The sequence below is a fragment of the Nocardioides pacificus genome (genome assembly GCF_054775955.1).
This window is the reverse complement of sequence record NZ_BAAHCI010000008.1, coordinates 246,479-251,307: the sequence shown is the minus strand read 5'-3', so window position 1 is coordinate 251,307 and position 4,829 is coordinate 246,479. Positions and strand designations below refer to the sequence as shown.

The window sequence follows — 4,829 nt, the reverse complement described above, 5'->3', positions numbered from 1 at the left end:
AATGCCCCCGCCCTCAAATGCCCAGTCGGCGCATCTTCACCGCCGAGTCGGCGCAAGTTGTGTGAACTTGCGCCGACTCGGCTGTGAAACTGCGCCGACTGGGGCTGAGCTGGGGTGACCTCAGCTGATCTTGCGGGCTGCCCGGCGGGCGGCCAGCTCGTCGCCGGTGCTCGGCTCCTCAGCGGTGGCGGTGCGCTCGCTGGGCAGCTCGGCGAGAGTCCCCTCGATCTCGCGCCACACACCCCCGATCGCGATGCCGAAGACGCCCTGGCCCCCTTGGAGCAGGTCGATGACCTCGTCGTTGCTGGTGCACTCATAGACCGAGACGCCGTCGCTCATCAGCGTCACACGCGTCAGGTCGTCGGTGCCGCGGTTGAGCAGGTGCTGCACGGCTGTGCGGATCTGCTGCAGGGAGATCCCCGCGTCGAGCAGGCGCTTGATCACCTTGAGGATCAGGATGTCGCGGAACGAGTAGAGACGCTGCGATCCCGATCCCGAGGCGCCGCGCACGGTCGGCTCCACCAAGCCGGTGCGGGCCCAGTAGTCGAGCTGGCGGTAGGTGATACCTGCCGCGTTGCAGGCCGTCGGCCCGCGGTAGCCCGCGTCGCTGGGCAGCGGCGACACGTCGTCGGTGAAGAGCAGTCCCTGCTCGCCGGCCAGCTCGGCGGCCTGCGCCGCCTGCTGATCCTGCGCCTTGGCGGGACCCTGCCCGTTGTCGTTCACGCCCACGTACTTCCTCCGTCGGATACTCCGTTGTGCGTAACTCCCGAGGGGGAAGCGCTGAGCTGCGGAGGCAACGACAGCGGTGGAGTTACAACAGAGACACTCCAAGGTAGATCCCCGGAGGGGGGTGGTCAACGCGCTCGGCGGCGTGTCGCAACCCTCAACCTCAACTTGAGGGTGAGACCCAGGCTCAGGCTCAGGCGGGCAGCACTACTGGGACTCGAAGTCCTCCGGCGTCACTTGGTCCAGGAACTCGCGGAACTTCTCGACCTCGTCCTCCTGCTCCGCGGGCACGGCGAGGCCGGCCTCGTCGAGCACTCCCTCGTCGCAGACGATGCGGCTGCCGGTGCGCAGCGCGAGCGCGATGGAGTCGGAGGGGCGGGCACTGACCTCGGTGCCGGATCCGAGGACGAGCGTCGCGAAGAAGACGCCGTCCTTCATGTCGGTGATCCGCACTTCGGTGAGCTCGTTGCCGGTCGCCTCGAGGAGGTCCTTCATCAGGTCGTGCGTCAAGGGCCGAGGCGGGACGACGCCCTGTTGCGCGAACGCGATGGCCGTGGCCTCGACGGCCCCGATCCAGATGGGGAGATAGCGCTCCCCGCTGACCTCGCGCAGGAGCACGATGGGCTGGTTGGAGGGCATCTCGACCCTCACTCCGATGACATCCACTTCGCGCACATCCATCACCCTACTCCGCTGTCCAATGTGGTCAGATGGCCCGGATAGCCGACTGTCGTGCACCCTCAGGAGTTGCGCAGCGCCGCCTTCACAAGCATCGCGTGCAGCCGCACCGACAGGGCCGCGATCTCGTTCACAGCCTCGTCCGCTCGCGCCCGCGCGGAGGCGTCCCGACCGCCGCGCATCGGAGCGACGACCTGCTCGACGAGACCCACCTCCCGGTCGGCCGCGGACTTGAAGGCGCGCAGGTGGCGCGGCTCGATGCCGAAGTCGGCCAGCTCGCGCGCCGTACGCGCGATCACCAGCGAGTCGGCATCGTAGTGACCGGTGCCGGGGCGCCGTTTGACCAGGGCGTACTGCTCGAGCTGGTCGAGCAGCTCCTCGGAGATCTCCGCGACCTTGACCAGCTCGCGTCGCGACAGGCGCAGGTCGCTGCGCTGCGCGAACGAGTCGGCGCTGGGCAGCCCGTCCGCCGCCAGCGCGACCTGCGGCACCGTCGGACCAACAGGCTCGATCGGCGGCGGCTCCAGGCCGCGGTCGATCGCGTCGAGGTGCTCCCCGATCACCTTGAGCGGCAGGTAGTGGTCGCGCTGCATCCGCAGGATGTAGCGCAGTCGGTCGACGTCGGCCGAGGAGAACTTGCGGTAGCCGGCCTGGGTCCGCTCGGGCTTGATCAGCCCCTTGTCCTCCAGGAAGCGGATCTTGGGGATGGTCACCCCGGGGAAGTCGCCCCGGAGCTCGTCGAGCACCTGGCCGATGTTCATCCTGGCGCGCGAGGCGCCGGTCGAGCCCGCCGTCTGGCCGACCGATGAGGCCGCCGAGGAGCCTGCGGTGGGTCGCAAGGGGTCAGCCGTTCGGGTGCCCGGAGAAGAACACGAGGCGATACTTGCCGATCTGGACCTCGTCGCCGTCCTTGAGCTGCACCTCGTCGATCCGGTCGCGGTTGACGTAGGTGCCGTTGAGGCTTCCCACGTCGCTCACGGAGTACGTCGAGCCGACGCGACGGAACTCCGCGTGCCGGCGCGAGACCGTCACGTCGTCCAGGAAGATCTCGCTCTCTGGGTGACGTCCGGCGTTGACCACCTCGATGTCGAGGAGGAACCGGCTCCCGGCCCCCGGACCTCGCTGGACGACGAGCAGGGCGTGGCCCGACGGCAGCGCGTCGACCGCGGCGGCGTCGACCGCGTTGAGCTGGCGGTCGGACGTGTCGGCCTTCTCGGGTACGCCGAAGGTGATCGTGGCGGTGGAGTCCGTCGCCGGCTCGTGACCCACGGCGGGGTTCTGCGAGGTCGGCGCGGGCTCGGAGTCAGTCACCAGGCGGTTGCCGCACTGCGAACAGAAGCGGGCTTCGTCTGGGTTCTGCTTCCCGCAAGCGGTGCAGAAAGGCATGGGGGATTCCTCCAGTGCGAAATTCTCGGTCGGCTTCCGCTGTCGGGCCGTCAACCCTCAAGCAGGGGCTGAGGTTGACGGTTCCTACGAACCTATCAGCCGTGCCCGCTCGGGCAAGCCGGATCGGCCCGATCCAGAGACCTCAGGACTCCAGCGAGGCGGTGTACGCCGCGGCGTCCATCAGGTCCTCGACCACGGACGGGTCGCTCGGCGCCACCTCGAAGAGCCAGCCCGCCCCGTAGGGGTCACTGTTGACGAGCTCCGGGGTCGCGTCCAGCGCAGCGTTGCGGGCCACGACCTCGCCGGTCACCGGCGCATAGACATCGCTGACCGACTTCGTGGACTCGAGCTCACCGCAGGTGGTGCCGCCCTCCACGCTCTCCCCCACCTCGGGCAGCGAGACGAACACGATGTCGCCGAGTGCGTCCTGCGCGAAGTGGGTGATGCCGATCCGGACCGAGCCCTCACTCTCGCCGGGGACGCGCACCCACTCGTGCTCACTGGTGTACTTCAGGTCGTCGGGGTACACGTGCGTCTCCTCGGCTCGTCGGTGGCTGGGTCCGTCTGGGGGCAGGCTACTGCCCGGGGTCCGCCTGGCTGTACTCCGGCTGGCCAGGCTGCCGGACGGACTCGATCACGAGCTCCTCGAGCTCCTCGACCTCGACGCTCGCGCCGTCCTCCTCGAGCTGCTCGCGCGGCCCCTGGGAGAAGTCGAGCGCCTCCGCGAGGGTGTTCGGCTCGCCGATCACCTCGATCACGAACGGCGAGGTGAGCAGCTCGCCGTCGACCCGGATCCCGCCCGTTCCGTCCTCGAACGCGCTCTGGGCCACGATCCGCACCCGGTCGTTGAACTCCATCGCCTCGGCCCCGGCGGTGCGCAGCTCCTGCACGGTGTCGAGCATGGACGCCACGCTCACGGTGCCGTCCTCCTCCTCGATGGTGATCCGGATGCCGGGCCCCGTCACCGCGATCTGGCCCGCGAGGATCGCCAGGTTGTCGCCACGCTCCTGCGCCTGCTCCAGGGCGGCACGTCGCGACGAGGTGGTCGACTGCAGGTCGTCGCGCGCATCCTCGAGGCGCGCGATCTCGCTCTCCGCGCGCTCCGAGGTGCCCGAGAGGCCACTGAGGACGTCGATGAGGTCCTGCTCGCGGTAGGCGGCATAGGTGTCGTCGTCCTCAGTGGCACGCACCTGCGTCACGGCGGCGAAGCCGACGACCGCCAGGAGCGCCCCGACCACCGCCTGGGCACGGGAGGGGCGCATCAGCGCGCTGGAGAGCCGGCTGCGGCCCGAGTCCTGCTCAGGCATGGAACAGGTGCCGACGGATCGCGGCGACGTTGGAGAAGATCCGGATGCCCAGCACGACGATCACCCCGGTCGAGAGCTGGCCGCCGACCCCGAGCTTGTCGCCGAGGTAGACGATCGCTGCCGCGATCACCACGTTGCTGAAGAAGGAGACGACGAAGACCTTGTCGTCGAAGATCCCGTCCAGGTAGGCGCGCAGACCGCCGAAGACCGCGTCCAGGGCGGCCACGACGGCGATGGGCAGGTAGGGCTCCAGCCCCAGCGGGACGTCGGGCTGCAGGATCAGTCCGAGGACGATCCCGATGAGCAGGCCCAGGGCGGCGATCACGACGTGGTTTCCTCTCCGGTGGAAGGGTTGACACCCGGGACATACGGATCGACGAGGCGCAGCTGCCTCGACTGGGCCGCCGGCAGGGACAGCGACTCCTCGTCCTCCATGTCGAAGGGTAGTTCGAGCCCCCGCTGGATCCGCAGGAAGTCCAGGCCGCTCGACGTGTCGGCGAAGCGCGACTGCAGGGAGCTCCGGTCTCCGATCGCCTGGATCGTGTAGGGCGCGGACACCGCGTGCAGGCGCGGCTCACCGCTGATGTAGACCGCCAGCCCCGAGTTGTAGAACGCCGACAGCGAGGTCAGCCGCACGCCGTTGACGCTGATGGCCTCGGCTCCTGCGTTCCACAGTCCGTCGACGAGGGCCGCCAGCTCGTAGGAGCGCAGGGCGTCCTCGGGGTTCCCGCT

General features: G+C 69.2%; 8 protein-coding genes. All 8 read right to left on the bottom strand.

The window, feature by feature from the left end; all coding sequences use genetic code 11:
* Positions 1 to 120 precede the first annotated feature (120 nt).
* Positions 121 to 723 (bottom strand): MerR family transcriptional regulator, encoded by a 603-nt coding sequence (locus ACYU7L_RS13375; protein ID WP_460797394.1) that lies wholly within the window; start codon positions 721 to 723, stop codon positions 121 to 123.
* A gap of 210 nt (positions 724 to 933) precedes the next feature.
* The gene (locus ACYU7L_RS13370) at positions 934 to 1,401 is read right to left on the bottom strand and encodes a bifunctional nuclease family protein (RefSeq protein ID WP_460797392.1); all 468 of its coding nucleotides are present in this window, start codon (positions 1,399 to 1,401) and stop codon (positions 934 to 936) included.
* A gap of 65 nt (positions 1,402 to 1,466) precedes the next feature.
* Positions 1,467 to 2,243, bottom strand: coding sequence for a transcriptional regulator FtsR (gene ftsR, locus ACYU7L_RS13365; RefSeq protein WP_460797390.1), 777 nt, complete (start codon positions 2,241 to 2,243; stop codon positions 1,467 to 1,469).
* 4 nt (positions 2,244 to 2,247) lie between these two features.
* Positions 2,248 to 2,790: an FHA domain-containing protein gene (locus ACYU7L_RS13360; RefSeq protein ID WP_460797388.1), complete on the bottom strand. Its 543-nt coding sequence runs from the start codon at positions 2,788 to 2,790 to the stop codon at positions 2,248 to 2,250.
* A 142-nt stretch (positions 2,791 to 2,932) separates the two neighbouring features.
* Entirely contained in the window at positions 2,933 to 3,319 is a 387-nt protein-coding gene (gene gcvH / locus ACYU7L_RS13355; RefSeq protein ID WP_460797386.1) for a glycine cleavage system protein GcvH, read from the bottom strand.
* 46 nt (positions 3,320 to 3,365) lie between these two features.
* The gene (locus ACYU7L_RS13350; protein ID WP_460797384.1) at positions 3,366 to 4,097 is read right to left on the bottom strand and encodes a DUF881 domain-containing protein; all 732 of its coding nucleotides are present in this window, start codon (positions 4,095 to 4,097) and stop codon (positions 3,366 to 3,368) included.
* Entirely contained in the window at positions 4,090 to 4,422 is a 333-nt protein-coding gene (locus ACYU7L_RS13345) for a small basic family protein (RefSeq protein ID WP_460797383.1), read from the bottom strand. The genes ACYU7L_RS13350 and ACYU7L_RS13345 overlap by 8 nt, the downstream gene beginning before the upstream one ends.
* On the bottom strand, positions 4,419 to 4,829 hold a 411-nt coding region (locus ACYU7L_RS13340), incomplete at its 5' end, for a DUF881 domain-containing protein (protein WP_460797381.1). The genes ACYU7L_RS13340 and ACYU7L_RS13345, both read right to left, overlap by 4 nt.

Bases quoted from the DNA above. Each gene is read 5' to 3' on its own strand.
- ACYU7L_RS13360 (WP_460797388.1), bottom strand. From the start codon at position 2,790: ATGCCTTTCTGCACCGCTTGCGGGAAGCAGAACCCAGACGAAGCCCGC.
- ACYU7L_RS13350 (WP_460797384.1), bottom strand. From the start codon at position 4,097: ATGCCTGAGCAGGACTCGGGCCGCAGCCGGCTCTCCAGCGCGCTGATG.